General features: G+C 71.5%; 14 protein-coding genes. 12 read left to right on the top strand and 2 right to left on the bottom strand.

Annotated elements, in window-relative coordinates; all coding sequences use genetic code 11:
• The first annotated feature begins 27 nt into the window (after positions 1-27).
• From ABT369_RS41820 to ABT369_RS41775, 10 genes are all read left to right on the top strand, one after another.
• Complete coding sequence (locus ABT369_RS41820; protein ID WP_350621192.1) at positions 28-1,737, top strand: alpha/beta hydrolase fold domain-containing protein; 1,710 nt, start codon at positions 28-30, stop codon at positions 1,735-1,737.
• Positions 1,738-1,766: 29 nt separating this feature from the next.
• On the top strand, positions 1,767-2,003 hold the full coding sequence (locus ABT369_RS41815; RefSeq protein ID WP_350621190.1) for a hypothetical protein: 237 nt from the start codon (positions 1,767-1,769) through the stop codon (positions 2,001-2,003).
• Between the two features lie 40 nt (positions 2,004-2,043).
• On the top strand, positions 2,044-2,766 hold the full coding sequence (locus ABT369_RS41810) for an alpha/beta fold hydrolase (protein WP_350621188.1): 723 nt from the start codon (positions 2,044-2,046) through the stop codon (positions 2,764-2,766).
• A gap of 152 nt (positions 2,767-2,918) precedes the next feature.
• The gene (locus tag ABT369_RS41805; RefSeq protein WP_350621186.1) at positions 2,919-3,986 is read left to right on the top strand and encodes a ferritin-like domain-containing protein; all 1,068 of its coding nucleotides are present in this window, start codon (positions 2,919-2,921) and stop codon (positions 3,984-3,986) included.
• Between the two features lie 217 nt (positions 3,987-4,203).
• Positions 4,204-7,773: an ATP-binding protein gene (locus ABT369_RS41800; RefSeq protein ID WP_350621391.1), complete on the top strand. Its 3,570-nt coding sequence runs from the start codon at positions 4,204-4,206 to the stop codon at positions 7,771-7,773.
• Positions 7,774-7,836: 63 nt separating this feature from the next.
• The gene (locus ABT369_RS41795; protein WP_350621184.1) at positions 7,837-8,076 is read left to right on the top strand and encodes a hypothetical protein; all 240 of its coding nucleotides are present in this window, start codon (positions 7,837-7,839) and stop codon (positions 8,074-8,076) included.
• A gap of 74 nt (positions 8,077-8,150) precedes the next feature.
• Positions 8,151-9,047: an RNA polymerase sigma-70 factor gene (locus ABT369_RS41790; RefSeq protein ID WP_350621182.1), complete on the top strand. Its 897-nt coding sequence runs from the start codon at positions 8,151-8,153 to the stop codon at positions 9,045-9,047.
• 109 nt (positions 9,048-9,156) lie between these two features.
• The gene (locus tag ABT369_RS41785; protein ID WP_350621180.1) at positions 9,157-9,450 is read left to right on the top strand and encodes a sigma-70 family RNA polymerase sigma factor family protein; all 294 of its coding nucleotides are present in this window, start codon (positions 9,157-9,159) and stop codon (positions 9,448-9,450) included.
• 53 nt (positions 9,451-9,503) lie between these two features.
• Positions 9,504-10,445, top strand: coding sequence for an SDR family oxidoreductase (locus tag ABT369_RS41780; RefSeq protein ID WP_350621178.1), 942 nt, complete (start codon positions 9,504-9,506; stop codon positions 10,443-10,445).
• Positions 10,446-10,458: 13 nt separating this feature from the next.
• Positions 10,459-11,343, top strand: a complete 885-nt coding sequence (locus ABT369_RS41775; protein WP_350621176.1) for a helix-turn-helix transcriptional regulator — start codon at positions 10,459-10,461, stop codon at positions 11,341-11,343.
• Here the strand turns inward: ABT369_RS41775 and ABT369_RS41770 are convergent.
• Both ABT369_RS41770 and ABT369_RS41765 read right to left on the bottom strand, forming a co-directional pair.
• A complete protein-coding gene (locus ABT369_RS41770; protein WP_350621174.1) occupies positions 11,267-11,860 on the bottom strand; it encodes a biotin transporter BioY in 594 nt (197 codons plus the stop codon). The genes ABT369_RS41775 and ABT369_RS41770 overlap by 77 nt on opposite strands.
• A gap of 124 nt (positions 11,861-11,984) precedes the next feature.
• Complete coding sequence (locus tag ABT369_RS41765) at positions 11,985-12,626, bottom strand: GTP pyrophosphokinase (protein WP_350621172.1); 642 nt, start codon at positions 12,624-12,626, stop codon at positions 11,985-11,987.
• A 415-nt stretch (positions 12,627-13,041) separates the two neighbouring features.
• On the opposite strand from ABT369_RS41765, the gene ABT369_RS41760 reads away from it, so the two are divergent.
• Both ABT369_RS41760 and ABT369_RS41755 read left to right on the top strand, forming a co-directional pair.
• A complete protein-coding gene (locus ABT369_RS41760) occupies positions 13,042-15,042 on the top strand; it encodes a glycoside hydrolase family 64 protein (RefSeq protein ID WP_350621170.1) in 2,001 nt (666 codons plus the stop codon).
• A gap of 213 nt (positions 15,043-15,255) precedes the next feature.
• On the top strand, positions 15,256-17,603 hold a 2,348-nt coding region (locus ABT369_RS41755), incomplete at its 3' end, for an NAD-glutamate dehydrogenase domain-containing protein (RefSeq protein ID WP_502891888.1).

Below are 17,603 nucleotides of genomic sequence, written 5' to 3'. Positions count from 1 at the left end.
GAGACACACCGACTGAGGAGGCACATCGTGTCCGATGTTGTGCTCGAGCCGGCCGCTCGGGAATTCGCCGAGGCCGCGTCAGCACCACCGTTCGTGTACCAGCTCACCCCGGAGGCGGCGCGCAAGGCCCTCGACGACGTGCAGGCCGGGCCGGTCGCGGCGCCGCCGGTCGACGAGCAGTGGGTGACCGTCTCGGCCGCCGTCGGTGACGTGCGCGTACGGGTGGTGCGGCCGCAGGGTGTCACGGGCGTGCTGCCGGTGGTGCTGTACGTGCACGGTGGCGGCTGGGTGCTGGGCAACGCCGGCACGCACGACCGGCTGGTCCGGGAGATCGCCGTCGGGGCCGGGGTGGCCGTGGTCTTCGTGGCGTACACGCCGTCCCCGGAGGCGCACTACCCGGTGGCGATCGAGCAGATCTACGCGGCGGCGCGATGGATCGTGGCCGACGGCGCGTCGTACGGCCTGGACGTCTCCCGGCTGGCGATCGCGGGCGACTCGGTGGGCGGCAACATGACCGCCGCCGTGACGCTCCTGGCCAAGCAGCGCGGCGACGTCAGGTTCGTGCACCAGTCGATGTACTACCCGGTCACCGACGCCGGGCAGGACACCGCCAGCTACGCCGAGTTCGCCGACGGGCCCCACCTGACGGCGAAGGCGATGGCGTGGTTCTGGGACTGCTACGCCCCGGACCACTCCGTGCGCTCCGAGATCACGGCGTCACCGTTGCGGGCGACGCCCGAGGAGCTCGCGGGTCTGCCGCCGGCCTTCCTGCTCGTGGACGAGGCCGACGTGCTGCGCGACGAGGGCGAGGCCTTCGCGGCCAAGCTGCGCGCCGCCGGAGTGCCGATCACCACGGTGCGCTACGACGGTACGTGCCACGACTTCATGATGCTGAACCCCCTGAAGGACACCAACGCCGCCAAGGCCGCCACCGCGCAGGCGATCGCGGTGCTGCGCCAGGCGCTGCACACCCGGACCGCGAAGAAGATCGTGGTGATCGGCGGCAGCGGGCTCATCGGCAGCAAGGTCGTGAACAAGCTGCGCGAGCACGGGCACGACGTGGTCGCCGCTTCCCCCGCGTCCGGCGTCAACACCCTCACCGGCGAGGGCCTGGCCGCCGCCCTGACGGGCGCGCAGGTCGTCGTCGACGTGACGAACTCGCCGTCCTTCGAGGAGACGGCGGTCATGGAGTTCTTCACCACCTCGACGCGCAACCTGCTCGCCGCGGAGGCGGCCGCGGGCGTCACGCATCACGTCGCGCTGTCGATCGTGGGCATCGAGCGCCCGCCCGGCAACGCGTACTTCCGGGCGAAGGTCGCGCAGGAGCGCCTCATCGGGGAATCCACCATCCCGTACTCGATCGTCCGGGTGACGCAGTTCTTCGAGTTCGTCGACCGCATCGCCGCCGAGGCGACCGAGGACGACAAGATCCGCCTCTCGCCCGCGCTCATCCAGCCGATGGCGGCCGAGGACGTCGCCGGCGCCGTGTGCGAGGTCGCCGTCGCGGCCCCGGTGAACGGCATCGCCGAGTTCGCCGGGCCCGAGCGGTTCCCGCTCGACGAGCTCGTGCGCATCGCCCTGCGCGCCCGCAACGACCCCCGCACGGTGATCAGCGACCCGCACGCGCCCTACTTCGGGCAGGAGCTGGAGGAGCGCAGCCTCGTGCCCGACGACGGCAGCGCCCGCCTCGCCGGGACCCGCTTCGACGAGTGGCTCGGCCGCACGTTCACCCGCTAGCCGGTACCGCCACCGTCTGGAGGAGAGAGATGAGACTGCCCGACAAGAACTCCTTCCGCGAGCGCGAGCGCAGAGTCAAGGCGGAGCTGTTCATGGCCGAGTCGAGCCGCCCCGGCGACGCCACCGGGGTGCCGGTCGCCGACTGGCTGCTCAGCCGGGCGGACGCCGAGCGCGAGCTGACCGGGCTCCGCAGCCTTCTCGGCGCGGTCATGGCAATGCAGATCGACTCCCCCTTGAGCACCGCGGCACCCGACCTGGGGGAGTAGCCCGCACGGCGCTTTCAGACCTACAAAAGAGGAGAAACACATGTCCGAGCGGAAGCCAACCGTCGTCCTCGTCCACGGCGCCTTCGCCGAGTCCGCGAGCTGGGAAGGCGTCGTCGAGCGGCTGCAGGAGCGCTCCACGGACGTCGTCGCGGCGGCCAACCCGCTGCGCAGCGTGCCGGGCGACGCCGCCTACCTGCGCGACGTGATCGCCGCGATCAGCGGACCCGTGGTGCTCGTCGGCCACTCGTACGGCGGCTTCGTCATCACCGAGGCCGCCGCCGGCAGCGACAAGGTCGTCGCCCTCGTCTACGTCTGCGCGTTCGCACCCGAGCAGGGCGAATCCGCCTTCGAGCTGTCGACCAGGTTCCCGGGGAGCACCCTCGGCGAGGCGCTGACCGCCTATCCGGTCACGACCGGCGGTACCGAGTTCGCCATCCGGCCGGACGCCTTCCACCGCCAGTTCGCGGCGGACGTCACCCCCACGCGGGCCGCCGTGATGTGCGCGACGCAGCGGCCGGTCACGGAGGCCGCCCTCACGGCCGGCCTACCGACGGACGCCCCGGCCTGGAAGACGATTCCGTCGTGGTTCGTCTTCAGCGACCGGGACGCGAACATCCCGGTCGCCCTGCACCGCTTCATGGCGGACCGGGCCGGCGCCAAGGGGATCCGCGAGGTGCCCGGCGCGTCCCACGCGCTCGGTGTCTCGCAGCCGGGCGCGGTGGCGGCCTCGATTCTCGAGGCCGTGGACGCGGTCGCGGCGTAACCCCCCCGGTTCCCGGGTGAGGTTCCCGCAACGTCGCGGGAATCTCGCCCGGGCCCTGTACCACGGTCCGGATCAGGCTGATCCACGCGGTCAGCCGTCGTCGCCCCCGCCGGCGCATCCCAGCTTCCCGCTGCCGACAAAGTGAGGCACCCATGAATCCACCAGCTCGGCGAACCGCGTCGGCCCCGTCGGCCGCGCGCATCGACACGCTCGACGGTCTTCGCCGGCACCTGCAATGGGCGATCGAACTGGAACACGCCACGCTGCCGCCGTACCTCTGCGCGCTGTACTCCCTCGACGAGTCGCGCAACCCCGAAGCCGTCCAGGTGGTGGGGAGCGTCTTCGTCGAAGAGATGATCCACCTGGCGCTGGCCGCGAACCTGCTCAACGCCGTCGGCGGGCACCCCCGGCTGGACACGCCCCGGATGCTGCCGCGCTATCCGAGGCACCTGCCCCACGGCGACCGCTCGCTGCGGCTCTCGCTGGTGCCCTTCGGCGACGAGGCACTGGAGATGTTCCTCCGCCTCGAACAACCGGCACCGCCCGGCGCCCCGGCCGAGAGTGACAGCTACGCGACGATCGGGCAGTTCTACGCCGCGATCGAGGAAGGGCTGCACCACCTGTGCGCCGCGCTCGGCGAACGCGAGGTCTTCTGCGGTGACCCCGCACGCCAGGTCGGCTCGGGACCTTTCCGCCACAGCGGGGGACTGGTGGCCGCGATCGACGGTCTCGATTCGGCGCTGGCCGCCCTGGAGGAGATCGTCGAGCAGGGCGAGGGCACCTCGCGAGGCGAGGTCTGGGACGGTGACCGGGACGTCTTCCATCCCGGCCGGGGCGAGGTCGCGCACTACTACCGGTTCCAGGAGCTCAAGCTGGGCCGGCGATACCAGCGCGGTGACACCCCGCAGTCCGGGCCGACCGGCGAGGCGGTCCCGCTTGACCTCGGCGGCGTCCACCCGATGCGGCGCAACCCGCGCCTGGCCGATCACGCGCCGGGCAGTCCGATCCGCAACGCCCAGGAGGACTTCAATCACACCTACAGCGCCCTGCTGCACCTGCTGGAGCAGGCGTTCAACGGCCGGCCGAAGATGCTCGCCGTCGCGACCGGCACCATGTACGCCCTCAAGGCCCAGGCCCAGCAGCTCATGCTGATGCCCGACGGCGACGACACCGTAGCCGGCCCGACGTTCGACTACGTTGCACCGGAGTTGCGGCGATGAGCCGCGACGAGCGACGCACGCCGGCGGACGGTCCCGAAAGCTGACGCGTCAACGGGCTCGCCGGCCTGCGATTCGCCGGGCCGGCGCCGCCGTGCTGCCGCGCGGGGCATTCTGGCCACATGCTGTGAATGTGATCGGGGTCACGTAGGAGGCTGTCACAACCAGGCACACCACCATGTCTCGGCTTGCGAAGCGGAGAATGGAGGACAGCGTGCACATGACGGCCGTGCAGTTCAAGATCCTCGGCCCGGTGCGAGTGCAGCGGGGCACGACCGACGTCGACATCGGCGGCCGCCAGCAGCGACTCGTCCTCGCCCTCCTGCTGGCCCGGACGGGGTCGGTCGTCAGCGTGACCGAACTGGTCGACGCCATCTGGGACGAGGATCCGCCGACGAGCGCGGTCAACGTCGTACACCGATCCATCGGCGCGCTCCGCCGCCTGATCGAGCCTGCCCTGCCGGTCCGGGCCACCGGCCGCTTCCTCACCCGGCAGGCGGGCGGGTATCAGCTCCGGGTCACCGAGGACTCGCTCGACCTGCTGCGCTTCCGTGAACTGGTGGCGCAGGCCAGGGAGGCGACGGAGCCGGGCGGAGCGGTGCACCTGTACCTCGACGCCTTGTCGCTGTGGCAGGGCCCGTGCGCCGCCGGGCTCGAGCCGGCCTCACGCACCCATCCCACATTCGTCGCCATGGACGCCGAGCGATCCCACACGGTGCGGGACGCCGCCGACATCGCCCTGCGGACCGGACAGGTGCGGATGGTCATCCCGGCGCTGCGCCAGGCGGCCGGCCAGGATCCGCTGGACGAGGCCCTGCAGGCCCGGCTCGTGCTGGCGCTCGCGGCCGATGGACGGCAGGCCGAGGCTTTCGATCTGTTCGGGGACCTGCGCCGGCGGCTCCGCGATGAACTCGGCATCAGCCCCGGTCCGGAGCTGCTCGACGCGTACGACCGTCTCCTGCACCAGCGCACCGGAAAGACCACCACCACAACAACCACCGCCGCCGCTTCCCCGCCGTCCGTGCCGGACCAGCCACCGGCCGGCAAGGCGACGCCGGCGGTACCCGCACCGGTGATGGTCGGGAGGGACGCCGAACTGCGTGCCATGCGGCGGCTGCTCACCGACGCGACGGCCGGGCGAGGGTCCGCGTTGCTGGTCCACGGCACCCCCGGCGTCGGCAAGTCCGCGCTGCTGCGTGCCGTCGGCGCCGACGCCGCGCAGCGCGGCTTCATCATCCTGTCGACAGCCGGCGTGGAGACCGAGCGATGGTTTCCGTTCGCCGCGCTGCACCTGCTGCTGCAGCCGATCTCCCGCCACGTGGACGACCTGCCGGAGACGCATCGGCTGGCCCTGCGGGGTGCGTTCGGCGGCGTGGAGAGCCAGCCCGACGCGTACCGGGTCGCCTTCGCCGTGCTGGAACTGCTCGCCGACGCCGCCGACCGGCAGCCGATCCTGCTGCTCTGCGACGACCTGCAGTGGTTCGACTCCCCAAGCCGGGAGGTGCTGAACTTCGTCGCCAGGCGCGCCCGCGATCACGCCATCCTGGTGGCCGGCGCCGCACGCAGCGACGGCACCGCCTGGCGCGCGGCGATGGCCCAGCCCGAACTGCACCTCGAACCGCTCGGCCGCGCGGCCGCCGCCGAACTGCTCGACGCGGGCGCGCCGGGCCTGCCGCCGTCGGTACGGGCGCTCATCCTGGAACGCTCCGCGGGCAATCCGCTCGCCCTGGTCGAACTGCCCAAGGCGGTGCGGGGGACGCAGCAGAGGACGCACGACCTGCCACTGACCCAGCGGCTGGAGGAGGCCTTCGCCGCCCGCACCGACGAGGTGAGCCCCGCCTGCCGCGCCCTGCTCCTCGTCGTGGCCGCGGAGCCGACCGCGCCGCTGAGCCGGCTGCTGGAGGTGTCGCGCCGGCTCGCCGGCTCGGCGGTGACCGCGGACGTGCTGCACGAGGCCGTCGGCGCGGGACTGGTCACGTTCGTCGAGGACAAGCCCGAGTTTCGTCATCCGTTGATGCGCTCCGCCATCTACGAGCGTGCCACGCTCGCCGACCGGCTGGCCGTTCACCGCGCCCTGGCCTCGGTGCTGGACGACGTTCCCGAGCGCCAGCTCGCCCACCTCGTGGCGGCGACCCTCGGCCCCGACGAGCAGCTGGCCGGCCGGCTCGAACGCTTCGCCGACGTCTCGCAGGCCCGGGGCAAGGTCGCCGCGGCCGTTCCGGCCCTGAGCCGGGCGGCGGGCCTGGTCACCGACATCCGCCGCCGGACCCGCATCCTGGTCCGGGCGGCGGAGTTGTCCAGCGACGTCAACGACCGCCACCACACCCGGATGCTGCTGGCCCGCGCGGACCTCAGCGTGCTGGGCCCGGTCGAACGGGCCCGTCTCCTGCTCGTGTCCGACAACGCCGCGTTCGAGCCGGACGAGCCCCGCCGGCGGATCCTGGACATGGTGCGCGCGGCGGCCGGGGCATTCGACGACGGGGCCCGGGACGTCGCCGAGAACCTGCTGTGGCGGGCCGCGGCCCGGTGCTTCTTCCAGGACGGCGACGCGCGGACCCGGGCCGAGACGGCCGCCGAGATGGATCGATGGGACGCCGACCCGGACACGGCGCACGTGCTGGCGGTGCGGGCGTACACCGAACCGTACCGGCACGGCGCCGACGTGCTGGCGCGCATCGACGGCATCGCCCCGGACCAGCAGGACGGCAGGATCATGCACTTCCTCGGCTCCGGCGCGATGGTCCTCGGCGATTTCACGCGCAGCACCCGGTATCTGGCCCGGGCGGTCGCGAGCTGGCGATCGCAGGGGCGGCTCGGGCTGCTCGCCCGCGCACTGGCCGGCTCGTGGCCACGCGTCTACCTGGGTCAGCTCGACCAGGCCCGCGCCGAGTCCGAGGAGGGGTATCTGCTGGCGAAGGAGACCGGGGAGACGATCGCCCTGCTGGGGTTGACGGCCACGGCCGGACTGGTGGCCACGCTGCGGGGCGAGACGGCGGCCGCGGCGCGACTCGGCGCGGAACTGCGCGCCGGCAGCCTGTTTCCCCACATGCCGTTCGCGACCGTGATGGCGCAGCAGATCGACGGCCTGCTCGCGCTGTTCGCCGGTCGCGCCACCGACGCGTACGACATGCTGGCGGTCGTCTTCGATCCGGCCGACCCGCATCACCACTCGGTGAGCCGCTGGCTGGTGGCGCCGGACCTGGCCGACGCCGCGGTTGCCGCGGGCACCGTCGAGCAGGCGCGGAAGCTGCTGGCCGACCTGCCCGAGCTGGCCCGGCTGCTGCCCTCGGAGATGATGACGATGGCGGACGCCTACACCAGCGCCGTGCTCGCCCCGGATGGCGAAGCGGAGCAGCGCTACAACGCCGCGCTGGCCGCGCTTCCGGCCGGCTGCCGGCTGGTCCGCGCCCGCCTGCACCTGCATCACAGCCGCTGGCTGCGTGCACGGCTCCGCTACCCCGACGCCCGCGACCTGCTGCGCACCGCCCGCGACGAGTTCGAGCGGCTCGGCGCCCTGCCATGGGCCGAAGCGGCCCGTGTCCAACTGCGGGAGTCCGGCGAGCCCAGCGCCCGGCGGCACCCGACCATCGGCCAGCGGCTGTCCGCGCAGGAGCTGCAGATCGCGATCCTGGCGTCGCAGGGCATGAGCAACCAGGAGATCGCCCAGCGCCTGTTCATCTCGCACCGGGCCGTCGGCTCCCACCTGGACCGCATCTGCCGGCAACTGGAGGTGACCGGCCGGGATCAGCTGGCCGCCGTGCTCGCGGTCGGTGATGGGGCGACCGGATGAGCTGTCACAGATCGGAGGGCTGTCCTGTCTTCACTGGCGAGCGGACCTACGTACGGAGGAACTATGAGCACGCCAATCGGAGACAACTCCTCACTGCACGGGCTCGAGTCCATGGTCAAGGCGGAACTGGCCATGGTCGAGTCGAGCCACCCGGCAGAGGCGGCGGACCGGCCGATCAGCGAGTGGATGTTCGACCCGGCGGACGCCCAGCGCGAGGAGGCCGGGCTCCGCAGCCTCCTCGGCGCGGTGGAGGCGCTGGAGAGCGACTCCCCGCACGGCCACTCCCGGGACGGACGTGGCTGAGCGCTGCTCGCGGTCGCCGCGGCCGGCCCCACGGGTTCGCTAGCCTGGGAGGCGCGAATCACCTTGGGGGAACAGTGGCGGAGGAACTCGACGAGGCGGCATCGATCTTCGCCGGCGTACGTCCACGGTTGTTCGGCATCGCGTACCGCATGCTCGGCAGCGTCAGCGAGGCCGAGGATCTGGTGCAGGAGGTCTGGCTGCGCTGGCAGATGACCGACCGCGGCGTGGTCAACAACCCGGGCGCGTTCCTGGCGACGACCACGACGCGGCTGGCCATCAACGAGCTGCAGTCGGCCCGGGCGCGCCGCGAGACGTACATCGGGCCCTGGCTGCCCGAGCCGGTCGACACCAGCGCCGACCCGTTCCTGGGCGCCGAGCGCGGGGAGGCGCTGGAGCTCGCGGTGCTGATGCTGCTGGAGAAGCTCACGCCGCACGAGCGGGCGGCGTACGTGCTGCGGGAGGCGTTCGACTACCCGTACGCGCAGATCGCCGCGATCCTGCAGTCCACCGAGCCGGCCGTGCGCCAGTTGGTCAGCCGGGCGCGCAGACACGTCGCCGGTGAGCGCAAGCTCCCGGTGCCGCAGACCGCCCAGCGGCAGCTGCTGGCGGCCTTCCTCGATGCCGCCCGCGGCGGCGATCTGGAGGCGCTGGAGAAGCTGTTCGCGGCCGATGTGGCGAGCATCTCCGACGGCAACGGCGCGCGGCAGGTTTCGCGCAAGGCGGTCGTGGGCGCGGCCCGTGTGGCGAAGTACATCGCGGCCTTCTCCACCTGGTACTGGGAGGGTGTGGACGTGCGGTGGGTCACGACGAACGGGCAGACCAGCGCGGTGCTGCAGCGCGGCGACGAGCTGCTCGGCATGGTGACGATCAACGCGTCCGCGTCCGGCATCGACCAGGTGCTGTGGATGATGAATCCCGAGAAGCTCGCGGCATCGGCCGCTGTCACAACACAGGGGCCTGCCCTGTCCTGACTGCGGACGGTGGGAGCGGAGGTTGCCGCTGAACGGGCGTGCTCGCCGTCCGGGGGTTCATGACGATGTCGTACGCCGGCTCGCCGCCGCCTGCCTGACGGGCGAGATCGTGGCGATCGAGGCTGCCCTCGACCCGGACGCCGTCGCCGTGTGCGACAGCGGCGGCCGCGCACCCGCCGCGACCCGTCCGGTGCACGGAGCGGCCAGGGTCGCCTGGCTGCTCCATGCCCTGCTGGCCGGGAACGACCTGACGATCGAGAGCGTCAACGGCAGCGCGGGCCTCGCGATCCGCCGGGCCGGCACCGCCGTGGCCGTGATCGCCGTCAGCTGCCACGAGGACCGGGCCACGACCCTGTGGATCGTCCTGAATCCCGCGAAGCTGCGGGGCTGGCCCGGCCGCTGAGCTTGTACTGCCAATACATGGCTGCGAACGGGCCGCGGCGCCAGAGTCGAGGCATGAAGAAGGTAACCATGCGGCACACCACCGACCTGACCGGGCGGCTCGCCGTCGTGACCGGGGCGAGCAGCGGCATCGGACTCGGCCTGGCGACCCGCCTGGCCGCGGCCGGTGCCGAGGTTCTCCTGCCGGTCCGCGACGAGGCCAAGGGCGCCGCCGCGCTGCGTCGCATCCGCGCCGAGGTGCCCGGTGCCGCCGCATCGCTGCGCGGGCTCGACCTGGCCTCGCTGCGGTCGGTGGAGGCGCTGGGGGACACCCTGAACGCCGAGGGGCGCCCCATCCACATCCTGATCAACAACGCCGGGCTGATGACGCCGGCGACGCGGCACACGACCGCCGACGGCCTCGAGCTGCAGTTCGGGACCAACCACATCGGGCACTTCGCGCTCACCGGCCGGCTGCTGGCGCTGCTGAGCGCCGGCGAGGCCCGGGTGACGACCATGACCAGCAGCGCGGCGCGGCACGCCAAGCTGAACTGGGCGGACCTGCAGAGCGAGCGGGCGTACGCGCCGATCCGCGCGTACAACCAGTCGAAGCTCGCGAACCTGATGTTCGCGCTCGAGCTCGACCGGCGTTCGCGGGCGGCCGGGTTGGGGATCGTCAGCAACGCCGCCCATCCGGGCACGACCCTGACCGGCCTGTACGCCGCCGGGCCGAACATGGGCCGGGAGAAGCCCTCGCCGATCGAGGCCGTCATGAAGCGCCTGGCGAGCTGGGGCGTGCTGGTCCAGGGCGTCGAACGAGGTCTGCTGCCGGCCCTGTACGCGGCCACCAGCCACCAGGCGGAGGGCGGCCGCTTCTACGGACCGGACGGGTTCGGCCAGTTCACCGGCGGCCCGGCCGAACTGGACCTCTACCGCCCGGCACGCGACGAAGCCGCGGCCGCCAGACTGTGGGACGTCTCGCAGCGCCTCGCCGGCCTCCAGTTCGCGGCCGTGTGAGCGTGGTGTGAGCATGGACCGCGCCCGGCTGGCCGGGTACCTGCGCACCCGTCGTGAAGCCCTGCAACCGGAGGACGTCGGCCTGCCCCGCGGGCGACGCAGGCGCACGCACGGCCTGCGCCGCGAGGAGGTCGCGGTGCTCTGCGACATGTCGATCGACTACTACAGCCGCCTCGAACAGCCGCGCGGTCCCCATCCCTCGGAGCAGATCCTCGCCGCGCTCGCCCGCGGGCTGCGCCTGTCCATGGAGGAGCGTGACCATCTCTTCCGGCTCGCCGGGTACGCCACCCCGCGCCGCGCCACCGACAACCACGTCAACCCCGGCATGATGCGCATCTTCGACGGTCTGCGCGATGCCGCGGCGCAGGTGGTGAGCCCGCTCGGCGAGACGCTGCTGCAGACGCCGCTGTCCATGGCCCTGATCGGGGACGAGAGCGTCCACAACGGTCTCGCGCGCAGCCTGCACTACCGCTGGTTCACCGACCCGGCGACGCGGCTGCTCCGGCCGGCCGAAGGGCCGCTCATCGTCGCGGACCTGCACGAGTCGTACATCCGCGACGGCCGGGATTCCCGTGCGGGCGCGCTGGTCGGCGCCCTGCACGAGGAAAGTCCCGAGTTCGCCGCGCTCTGGCGCGAGCATCCGGTGGCGAGCCGCTACTGCGGGCCGGTCCGGCTCGTGCACCCGGAGGTCGGGCCGATCGACCTGCACTGCCAGCGGCTGATCGACCCGGACCAGTCGCAGCAGCTGGTCGTCCACACCGCGCAGCCGGGCAGCGAGAGCTACGAGAAGCTGCAGCTGCTGAGCGTCGGCACCGGCGGGATCAGCGCCCGTCGTCCTGCACGCGCCGCACCACGGCCCACGCCGCCGGCAGCAACGCCGTCGCGAGCAGCACCTTGAGCACGTCGCCGACCAGGAACGGCACGACCCCCGCGTCGAGCGCCTGCGCCGGCGACAGGTGTGCCGCGATCGCGAGGTACGACACGCCGACCGCGTAGATGCACAGATTGCCGACCACCATCGTGCCCGCGGTCCGCAGCGGCGTCCGGTCACCGCCGCGCTGGGCCAGCGCGCCGACCACGGCGCCGGCCAGGACGAAGCCGATGACGTACCCGAAGGAGACGAACCCGGCGCCGCTCGTGCCGCCGGCGAACCACGGCACGCCCAGCGCGCCCACGGCGAGGTAGAGCAGCATCGAGGCGACGCCCCGAGCCGGGCCCAGCGCCGCCCCGACCAGGAGCACGGCGAGGGTCTGCCCGGTCAGCGGAACCGGGCTGATCGGCTCGATGGACACGGCGATCTGCGCCGCGCCGCCGGTCAGCGCGGCACCGAGCCCGACAAGCACGGCGTCGCGGGCGAGGGCACCCGGCACCAGATCGGCGAGAACGCGGGGCGGGACGGCGTACGAGTCGCTCACGGAGCCTCCAGGCGAGAGTTCAGGCGTGTCGACTGTAAGGCGTCGAACCCTCCTGGCGGCCGGCGCTGCGATCCGCAGTACCGTCCAATTTGTCACGCCCGCGCGGCGCACAGAGCGGGGAGGCTCAGTGCGGGCCGTGAATCTCCCGATGGAGGCGCTCCATCCGCTCGTCCAGCCGGGCCGCGTCGCCGGCCGCGGCCACGAGCTCCTCGCGCAGCGCGGCGGGGATGTCCGGGTCGTACTTGTAGTAGATCTTGTGTTCGAGGCTGGCCCAGAAGTCCATCGCCACCGTGCGCAACTGCACCTCGACCGGGACCGCGACGACGCGGTCGGACAGGAACACCGGGATCTCCACGATCAGGTGGAGGCTGCGGTACCCGTTGGGCTTCGGTACGGCGATGTAGTCCTTCGTCTGCAGCAGGCGCACGTCCGACTGCCGGGTCAGCATGTCCGCGACCGTGTAGACGTCCGAGACGAAGCTGCACACGATCCTGATGCCGGCGATGTCGTAGATGCTGGCGCGCACCCCCTCGACCGTCATCGCACAGCCGATGCGCGCCGCCTTCGCGCTGATGCTGGCCAGCGTCTTCAGCCGCGGGCTGACGTACTCGATCGGGTTGTCCCGGCCCTTGTGCACCAGTTCCTCGGCGAGGATCTTCACCTTCGTCTCGACCTCGGCCAGCCCGAACTTGTAGTGCAGCATGAACTGCGAGAACTCCTCGGCCAGGTCCCGCAGCGTCTCCAGCACGGATGCGTCATCGAGCAAAGACCCCAACTCGCGCGAAACGCCGTCGTCCGCGGTGTTCTTCCGCTGGTACATCTGCCACCTTCCGCCGTCGGCGCGAGTGAGGTACGTGCGCGTTCCAGTGCCGTCCTGGCCAAGCATGACGTACTCCCGGCCGGCGCGGCCGTCTTGGCCCCCTCATGCGGGCAGGACTTCCGTGCGGTCGCTGCCGGCCGCACGGCGAAGGGCCTTCGGCGCTGTGCGCGGTCAACGTATTCCAACATCAACGCCCTCGAGTGTTTGCTATTGACAACTATCTTTACAGTCGGCGACCATGCTGAAAGCGCTCTCACGTCCGCCGCGTGGGGGATGAGCAGGGCGTGTCCCACCTCCCCGCCCGTGCTCGAGAAGGGGCCCAATCGCTGTGAAGAATCAACACGAACGCACATTGGCGGTCGTGCGCAGCCGAATGAAACTGCTGGCGGCGGCCGCCACCCTCGCCGTCGCCGTCCCGGTTGCCGCGACCGCCGCCGTGACCGTCGCGGCAACGGCGGCGCTGGCGATCGGCCCGGCGACGCTGCCCGTGACGGTCACCAACAACACCGGCCGCAGCGGCGCCGTCTACCTCTACGTGCTCGGCACCAACCTGAGCACCGGCCGGCTCGGCTACGTCAACGCCGCCGGCGGCTTCACCGCCTGGCCGGCCGGCGGGATTCCGCCCACGCCCGCGCCGGACGTGTCGATCGGCGGGCCCGGCAACGGCGGCTCCGTCACCCTCCAGGTTCCGCGGGGCCTGTCCGGGCGGGTCTACTTCTCGCTCGGTCAGAAGCTGAACTTCTACCTCACCCCGGACGGCCTGGTCCAGCCCGCGCCGTGGGCGTCCGGCGACGCCAACCGCGACATCCTCTTCGACTGGAGCGAGTTCACCTACAACGACGCCGGGCTGTGGCTCAACAGCTCCCAGGTCGACATGTTCGCGGTGCCGCACGTCGTCACCGTGACCGGCAGCAGCGGCGTCACGAGCCGCACCGGGGAGCTCGTCTCCGGTGGGCGCGACGCCATCATCAACGGCATCAAGGCGCAGGCCGGCTGGAGCGGTTCGGTGTACACCCGCTCGGACGGCACCGTGCTGCGGGTGCTGTCGCCGGGCAAGGCCGCCGACGCCGGGCAGCTGAGCACCACCTACCTGGACTCGTACATCACGTCCGCCTGGAACGCGTATGCGTCCAAGACGCTGACCGTGGTGCCGTTCGGCGATCAGCCGAACACGAAGTACTTCGGCCGCACGTCGGGCTCCGTCATGACGTTCACCAACGGGTCGGGCCAGCAGGTCGCCTCGTTCAGCAGGCCGTCGAGCGGCGACGTGTGGGGCTGCGCCGGCAACCTCGCCGCGCCGAACGATCTGGTGGTCGGGCCGATCGCCCGGACGCTCTGCGCGGCCCTGAACCGCGGGACGCTGGGCACGATCGACACCCAGCCGAGCACCAACGCGGCCGCATTCTACCAGAACAACCCCACCAACCAGTACGCGAAGATCATCCACTCGAAGATGCTCGACGGTAAGGCGTATGCCTTCCCGTTCGACGACGTCGGCAACTTCGAGTCGCTCGTCAACGACGGCGACCCGCGCTCGGCCGGCATCATCCTCACCTCGTTCACCGGTGGGGGCTCCTCGGGCAGCCCGGCGACCTCGGGCACGATCGCGGGCCCCGGTGGCAAGTGCGTCGACGTCGCGGGGGACGACAACGGTGGTAACGGCACGGCGGTGCAGCTGTGGGACTGCCAGTCCAACGCGGTGGATCAGCACTGGACGCACAACGCCGACAACTCGCTGAGCACGCTGGGCCGGTGCCTGGACATCAACGGCAACGGGACCGCGAACGGCACGCAGGTCGAGTTGTGGGACTGCAACGGTGTGGGCGGCCAGAAGTGGGTGCAGCAGGCCGACGGCTCGCTGCGCAACCCGCAGTCGGGCCGATGCCTGGACTCGCCGAGCGGCGCGACGGGCAACGGCACGCGGCTGCAGATCTGGGACTGCAACGGCAGCGCGGCGCAGAAGTTCGCCGTCAACGGCGGCGGCGCGATCCTCGGCCCCGGCGGCAAGTGCGTCGACGTCGCCGGCGACGACAACGGTGGTAACGGCACGGCGGTGCAGCTGTGGGACTGCCAGTCCTACGCCGTGGACCAGCACTGGTACCACAACGCCAACGGTTCTCTGCGCACGCTGGGCCGGTGCCTGGACATCATCGGCAACGGCACCGCGAACGGCACGCAGGTCGAACTGTGGGACTGCAACGGGGTCGGCGGCCAGAACTGGGTCCAGCAGGCCGACGGCTCGCTGCGCAACCCGCAGTCGGGCCGATGCCTGGACTCGCCGAGCGGCGCGACGGGCAACGGCACGCGGCTGCAGATCTGGGACTGCAACGGCAGCGCGGCGCAGAAGTTCGCGTTGAGCTGAGCCATGGCCAACCGGGCGGCGGCCCTCTGGCCGCCGCCCGGCAACAGCGGCATCTGCCTGGTCGAACGACCTGGTGCTGACCGCCCGTCGGCGATGGCGACGTTCTTCGCCCTGAGCGCAAAGATCCGCCGATAACCCGGCCCCGGCCGGGTAATCGGGAGGCTAGAGAGGCTGGACCACCCTCAGCGTTCGTGGGTGAGGGGAGAACAACCGATGAGCCGACTCATGGCCTCCTGGATGCGCGACGGCACCGCCGAACCCGCTGTCGAGGACGACGGGCTGGAGCCACACGTGCCCGATGCGGAGCGTCTGGTCGCGGAGGCGGTGGCCCTGGCGAGCGCCCAGGACGCCGACCCCGAGCTGGTCGCGCGCTACTGGCGCCTCGTGCCGGACGAGGAGCTGGCCGGCTGCGCGGTGGCGAGGATCGTTGCCGCCACACAGTCGCATCTGGAGCTGGCCCAGCAGCGGCTGCCCGGCGAGCTGAAGCTGCGCCTGGGCGTGAGCGCCGCCGGCGGTACGTCGGTGGAGATCGTCACCGACGAGATGCCGTTCCTGGTCGACTCGGTCACGAGTGCGCTGCAGGCGCGCGATCTCGACGTGAACATGCTGGTGCACCCGCTCGTCGTCGTGCGGCGGGCGCCGCTGGGCGCGCTGGAGGAGGTCCTCGTCGACCTGGAGCCGGAGGACGCCGGGCCGGGGGACATCGTCGAGAGCTGGATCCGCATCGAGGTCGACCGTATCGGCGACGGGGCCGAGCTCGAGGGGCTGCGCAACGATCTGGCCCGGGTGATCGACGACGTGCGCGAGGCGGTCGAGGACTGGCCGAGGATGCGCACGCGGGCGCTCGTCCTGGCCGACGAACTCGGCCGCGAGCGGCTGCCGGTGCCGGACAAGGACATCACGGACTCGGTCGAGCTGCTGCGCTGGCTCGTGGACGACCACTTCACGTTCCTGGGCTACCGGGAGTACCGGTTGACCAAGGGGAGCGAGGGGGAGGAACTGCTGCAAGCGGTGCTCGGCTCGGGCCTGGGCATCCTGCGCGCCGACCAGGCCAAGCCGCGGGTGCTGTCCTCGATGACCGCGGAGGCCTACGCCAAGGCGCTGGAGAAACGCCTGCTCATCATCACGAAGGCGAACTCCCGCGCCACGGTGCACCGCTCGGCGTACCTGGACTACATCGGCTTCAAGCAGTTCGACCACGAGGGCAACGTCGTGGGGGAGAAGCGCTTCCTCGGGCTGTTCTCCTCGGCGGCGTACCGCACCAGCGTCCGTGACCTGCCGGTGATCAAGCGCAAGGTCGCGGAGGTGGTCGAGCGCTCGGGGCTGTCGCCGCGCTCCCACTCCGGCAAGGAACTGATGGAGACGCTGGAGACGTATCCGCGCGACGAGCTGTTCCAGATCGGCACCGAGGAGCTCTACAAGGCCGTCATGGGCGTGCTGCGCCTGGCCGGCCGCCGGCAGCTCAGGCTGTTCCTGCGCCGTGACGCGTACGGCCGGTTCATCTCCTGCCTGGTGTACCTCCCGCGGGACCGGTTCACCACCGCGAACCGGCTGCGCATCCAGCAGATCCTGGTCGCCGAGCTCAACGGCGTCGGGGTGGACTACACGACCCGGGTGAGCGAGTCGAAGTTCGCCCGCGTGCACTTCATCGTGCGCACCGAGCCCGGCAACCCGCCCGGCGACATCAACCTCGACCGCCTCACCGAGCGCCTCGCCGACGCCACCCGGCTGTGGGACGACGACTTCCGCCTCGAGCTGGAGCGCAACCTCAACGACGAGCACCAGGCCAAGCAGCTCCACCAGCGCTACGGCGGCGCGCTCTCGGAGACGTACAAGGACGAGCACACGCCGACCGAGGCGGTGAAGGACGTCGCCAAGCTGGAGCTGCTGGACGAGCGGGGCCAGCTCGTGATGCACGTGTACCGCCGCCGCCAGGCCGAAAGCGACATCCGGTTCAACGTGTTCCGCTACCGCGAGCCGATGATCCTCTCCGCCGTCCTGCCGGTGCTGCACTCCCTCGGCGTGCGGGTCACCGACGAGCGGCCCTACGAGATCGTCCGCTCCGACGGCCCCGTCTACCTCTACGACTTCGGCCTGCAACTGCCGGCCGGCTCGCGGGCGATCCTCGAGGTCCGCCCCCATCTGGAGAACGCCTTCTACGCCACCTGGCGCGGAGAGGCCGAGGTCGACAACTTCAACGCCCTCGTGCTGAAGGCCAGGTTCACCTGGCGCGAGGTCGTCATCCTGCGGGCCTACGCGAAGTACCTGCGCCAGGCCAGCACGGTGTTCTCGCAGGACTACATGGAGACGACGCTGCTGGCCTATCCCTCGATCGCGGCGAAGCTCGTGGACCTCTTCACGGCTCGCTTCGACCCGCGGCTGCAGCTGTCCGAGACGGCGCGGTCGGAGTGGTCGAAGAAGATGGTCGCGGCGATCAACGAGGACCTCGACGAGGTCACCAGCCTGGACCAGGACCGGATTTTGCGCTCGTTCCTGCATCTGATCCAGGCGACGTTGCGGACGTCGTTCTTCCAGCGTGGTGATGGTGGGCGGCCGAAGTC

The sequence above is a fragment of the Dactylosporangium sp. NPDC000244 genome (genome assembly GCF_040300725.1).
Taxonomy (GTDB): Bacteria; Actinomycetota; Actinomycetes; order Mycobacteriales; family Micromonosporaceae; genus Dactylosporangium.
Note: the sequence above shows the minus strand (reverse complement) of the source record. Positions and strands in the feature narration are given on the sequence as shown.

Coding starts and splice junctions, on each gene's coding strand:
- ABT369_RS41815 (WP_350621190.1), top strand. CDS start 1,767: ATGAGACTGCCCGACAAGAACTCCTTCCGCGAGCGCGAGCGCAGAGTC.
- ABT369_RS41810 (WP_350621188.1), top strand. CDS start 2,044: ATGTCCGAGCGGAAGCCAACCGTCGTCCTCGTCCACGGCGCCTTCGCC.
- ABT369_RS41805 (WP_350621186.1), top strand. CDS start 2,919: ATGAATCCACCAGCTCGGCGAACCGCGTCGGCCCCGTCGGCCGCGCGC.
- ABT369_RS41800 (WP_350621391.1), top strand. CDS start 4,204: ATGACGGCCGTGCAGTTCAAGATCCTCGGCCCGGTGCGAGTGCAGCGG.
- ABT369_RS41795 (WP_350621184.1), top strand. CDS start 7,837: ATGAGCACGCCAATCGGAGACAACTCCTCACTGCACGGGCTCGAGTCC.
- ABT369_RS41780 (WP_350621178.1), top strand. CDS start 9,504: ATGAAGAAGGTAACCATGCGGCACACCACCGACCTGACCGGGCGGCTC.
- ABT369_RS41775 (WP_350621176.1), top strand. CDS start 10,459: ATGGACCGCGCCCGGCTGGCCGGGTACCTGCGCACCCGTCGTGAAGCC.